The sequence below is a fragment of the Escherichia sp. TW14182 genome (assembly GCF_000208525.1).
Taxonomy (GTDB): Bacteria; Pseudomonadota; Gammaproteobacteria; order Enterobacterales; family Enterobacteriaceae; genus Escherichia; species Escherichia ruysiae.
On sequence record NZ_AEJZ01000409.1, the window covers coordinates 1 to 3,417 of the forward strand.

The following is a 3,417-nucleotide window of genomic DNA, read 5'->3' on the forward strand; positions in this document are numbered from 1 at the left end:
ACACTATCAGTAAGTTGGAGTCACTACCCACTTCCCGATGACAGTCAGCATGACGGACAATCGGTGCGTTTTCTCTATAACAAATCGCTCAATGAGTCAGGCACGAATATTCAGTTAGTGGGTTACCGCTATTCGACCAGCGGATATTTTAATTTCGCTGATACAACATACAGCCGAATGAATGGCTACAACATTGAAACGCAGGATGGTGTTATTCAGGTTAAGCCGAAATTCACCGACTATTACAACCTCGCTTATAACAAACGCGGGAAATTACAGCTCACTGTTACTCAGCAACTCGGGCGCACATCAACACTGTATTTGAGTGGTAGCCATCAAACTTATTGGGGAACAAGTAATGTCGATGAGCAATTCCAGGCTGGATTAAATACTGCGTTCGAAGATATCAACTGGACGCTCAGCTATAGCCTGACGAAAAACGCCTGGCAAAAAGGACGGGATCAGATGTTAGCTCTTAACGTCAACATTCCTTTCAGCCACTGGCTGCGTTCTGACAGTAAATCTCAGTGGCGACATGCCAGTGCCAGCTACAGCATGTCACACGATCTCAACGGTCGGATGACCAATCTGGCTGGTGTATACGGTACGTTGCTGGAAGACAACAACCTCAGCTATAGCGTGCAAACCGGCTATGCCGGGGGAGGCGATGGTAATAGCGGAAGTACAGGCTACGCCACGCTGAATTATCGCGGTGGCTACGGCAATGCCAACATCGGTTACAGCCATAACGATGATATTAAGCAGTTCTATTACGGAGTCAGCGGTGGGGTATTGGCTCATGCCAATGGCATAACGCTGGGGCAGCCGTTAAACGATACGGTGGTGCTTGTTAAAGCGCCTGGCGCAAAAGATGCAAAAGTCGAAAACCAGACGGGGGTGCGTACCGACTGGCGCGGTTATGCCGTGCTGCCTTATGCCACTGAATATCGCGAAAATAGAGTGGCGCTGGATACCAATACCCTGGCTGATAACGTCGATTTAGATAACGCGGTCGCTAACGTTGTTCCCACCCGTGGGGCAATTGTGCGAGCAGAGTTTAAAGCGCGCGTTGGAATAAAACTGCTCATGACGCTAACCCACAATAATAAGCCGCTGCCGTTTGGGGCGATGGTCACATCAGAGAGCAGCCAGAGTAGCGGCATTGTTGCGGATAATGGCCAGGTTTATCTCAGCGGAATGCCTTTAGCGGGAAAAGTTCAGGTGAAATGGGGAGAAGGGGAGAATGCTCACTGTGTCGCCAATTATCAACTGCCACCAGAGAGTCAGCAGCAGTTATTAACTCAGCTATCAGCTGAATGTCGTTAAGGGGGCGTGATGAAAAGCAAACCTTTTTATCTTCTCTGCGTTTTTTTGTGGCTGGTTGTCAGTCACGCCAGAGCCGCAGATAGCACAATTACTATTCGCGGCTATGTCAGGGATAACGGCTGTAGTGTGGCAGCTGAATCAACCAATTTTACCGTTGATCTGATGGAAAACGCGGCGAAGCAATTTAGCAACATTGGGGCGACGACTCCAGCCGTTCCATTTCGTATTTTGCTGTCACCCTGTGGTAATGCCGTTTCCGCCGTAAAGGTTGGGTTTACCGGTGTTTCAGATAGCCACAATGCCAACCTGCTTGCACTTGATAATACGGTGTCAGCGGCCGCAGGGCTGGGAATACAGCTTCTGAATGAGCAACAAAATCAGATACCCCTTAATGCCCCATCGTCCGCGATTTCGTGGACGACCCTGACGCCGGGTAAACCAAATACGCTGAATTTTTACGCCCGGCTAATGGCGACACAGGTGCCTGTCACTGCGGGGCATATCAATGCCACGGCAACCTTTACTCTTGAATATCAGTAACTGGAGATGCTCATGAAATGGCGCAAACGTGGGTATTTATTGGCGGCAATGTTGGCGCTCGCAAGTGCGACGATACAGGCAGCCGATGTCACCATCACGGTGAACGGTAAGGTCGTCGCCAAACCGTGCACAGTTTCCACCACCAATGCCACGGTAGATCTCGGCGATCTTTATTCTTTTAGCCTGATATCTGCCGGAGCGGCATCGGCCTGGCATGATGTTGCGCTTGAGTTGACTAATTGTCCGGTGGGAACGTCCAGGGTCACCGCCAGCTTCAGCGGGGCAGCCGACAGTACCGGATATTATAAAAACCAGGGGACCGCGCAAAACATCCAGTTAGAGCTACAGGATGACAGTGGCAACACATTGAATACTGGCGCAACCAAAACAGTTCAGGTGGATGATTCCTCACAATCAGCGCACTTCCCGTTACAGGTCAGAGCATTGACGGTAAATGGCGGAGCCACTCAGGGAACCATTCAGGCAGTGATTAGCATCACCTATACCTACAGCTGAACCCGAAGAGATGATTGTAATGAAACGAGTTATTACCCTGTTTGCTGTACTGCTGATGGGCTGGTCGGTAAATGCCTGGTCATTCGCCTGTAAAACCGCCAATGGTACAGCTATCCCTATTGGCGGTGGCAGCGCCAATGTTTATGTAAATCTTGCGCCCGCCGTGAATGTGGGGCAAAACCTGGTCGTGGATCTTTCGACGCAGATCTTTTGCCATAACGATTACCCGGAAACCATTACAGACTATGTCACACTGCAACGAGGTTCAGCTTATGGCGGTGTGTTATCTAATTTTTCCGGAACCGTAAAATATAATGGCAGTAGCTATCCCTTCCCGACCACCAGCGAAACGCCGCGCATTGTTTATAATTCGAGAACGGATAAGCCCTGGCCGGTGGCGCTTTATCTGACGCCGGTCAGCAGTGCGGGTGGCGTTGCGATTAAGGCAGGCTCATTAATTGCAGTGCTTATTTTGCGACAGACCAACAACTATAACAGCGATGATTTCCAGTTCGTCTGGAATATTTACGCCAATAATGATGTGGTGGTGCCCACTGGCGGCTGTGATGTTTCCGCTCGTGATGTCACCGTTACACTGCCGGACTACCCTGGTTCAGTGCCGATTCCTCTTACCGTTTATTGTGCGAAAAGCCAAAACCTGGGGTATTACCTTTCAGGCACAACAGCAGATGCGGGCAACTCGATTTTCACCAATACCGCGTCGTTTTCGCCAGCACAGGGAGTCGGCGTACAGTTGACGCGCAACGGAACGATTATTCCAGCGAATAGCACTGTGTCATTAGGGGCAGTAGGGACTTCGGCGGTAAATCTGGGATTAACGGCAAATTACGCACGTACTGGAGGGCAGGTGACTGCAGGTAATGTGCAGTCGATTATTGGTGTTACTTTTGTTTATCAATAAAGAAATCACAGGGCTTGCTAATGCTGGTACGTAATATTACGTGATGCGCCAGGCTACCTACAAAACCTGCACGTTAGCCCTTTGTAGGCCAGATAAGACGCGCCAGCGTCGCA

At 50.0% G+C, this 3,417-nt stretch carries 3 protein-coding genes and 1 pseudogene; all 4 read left to right on the forward strand.

What is annotated here, in order from left to right; translation table 11 throughout:
- A pseudogene (fimD, locus tag EQY_RS0122575) lies at positions 1-1,326 on the forward strand (fimbrial usher FimD); the annotation flags it as partial.
- A gap of 9 nt (positions 1,327-1,335) precedes the next feature.
- On the forward strand, positions 1,336-1,866 hold the full coding sequence (gene fimF, locus EQY_RS0122580; RefSeq protein WP_000837650.1) for a type 1 fimbrial adaptor subunit FimF: 531 nt from the start codon (positions 1,336-1,338) through the stop codon (positions 1,864-1,866).
- A 72-nt stretch (positions 1,867-1,938) separates the two neighbouring features.
- On the forward strand, positions 1,939-2,382 hold the full coding sequence (fimG, locus tag EQY_RS0122585; protein ID WP_370906309.1) for a type 1 fimbrial minor subunit FimG: 444 nt from the start codon (positions 1,939-1,941) through the stop codon (positions 2,380-2,382).
- Between the two features lie 19 nt (positions 2,383-2,401).
- Complete coding sequence (gene fimH / locus EQY_RS0122590) at positions 2,402-3,304, forward strand: type 1 fimbria D-mannose specific adhesin FimH (protein WP_010346656.1); 903 nt, start codon at positions 2,402-2,404, stop codon at positions 3,302-3,304.
- Positions 3,305-3,417: the final 113 nt, after the last annotated feature.

What these genes read in the sequence shown, in the direction of transcription:
- fimF (WP_000837650.1), top strand. Translation starts at nt 1,336, where the DNA reads ATGAAAAGCAAACCTTTTTATCTTCTCTGCGTTTTTTTGTGGCTGGTT.
- fimH (WP_010346656.1), top strand. Translation starts at nt 2,402, where the DNA reads ATGAAACGAGTTATTACCCTGTTTGCTGTACTGCTGATGGGCTGGTCG.